A 491-nucleotide genomic window follows, 5' to 3' on the forward strand; every position below is an offset into this window, starting at 1 on the left:
GCCTTATGTGACATTTTCTCCTTACGCTCTGTTGTGCCGTTCGGCATCCTGTCCTGAGCGTTATCTCTCTGTGCTATTTTCTACTTCAAAGCGTGTCTGGATGCTGTTCTGGAGTTCTTCTGCGAGTTCGTGCAGCTTCTCACACATGGTAGCCTGTTCGTCAGCATCGAGTGCGTCCAGCTTTTCGAGCAGCGTCAGGCTTTGGCTTTTTATGAATCCTGCCATGTTGAGTACGGCTTGCTGCTGCTTGTTCATCTTTTCGTTTTCTCCGTTCTGTCTGTCATCTGCGTTGTGTGATTATATCGCGTACCACTTTTCGACTGTTTTACCGCCGGTATTCTGCCGTCTGACGCTTTGACGGGTATTTCTGCCTGACAATACTGTCACTGCCAAAAAACTGCCGTGCCTTTGTCGGTAATTCGAACTTGCTGACAGGACAGGATGTGTAATTGTTATACCGCGCATACATGCACGCTATTACAATTACCCTG

1 protein-coding gene is annotated in these 491 nt (G+C 48.1%); it reads right to left on the minus strand.

The window, feature by feature from the left end:
* Positions 1 to 60 precede the first annotated feature (60 nt).
* Positions 61 to 255 carry a Rop family plasmid primer RNA-binding protein gene (locus tag BGK49_RS17575; protein ID WP_001041621.1) on the minus strand — a complete coding sequence of 65 codons (195 nt, stop codon included), beginning with the start codon at positions 253 to 255 and terminating at the stop codon, positions 61 to 63.
* Between the last annotated feature and the right edge of the window lie 236 nt (positions 256 to 491).

Source organism: Shigella sp. FC1544, from assembly GCF_001722145.1.
Lineage (GTDB): Bacteria > Pseudomonadota > Gammaproteobacteria > Enterobacterales > Enterobacteriaceae > Escherichia > Escherichia coli.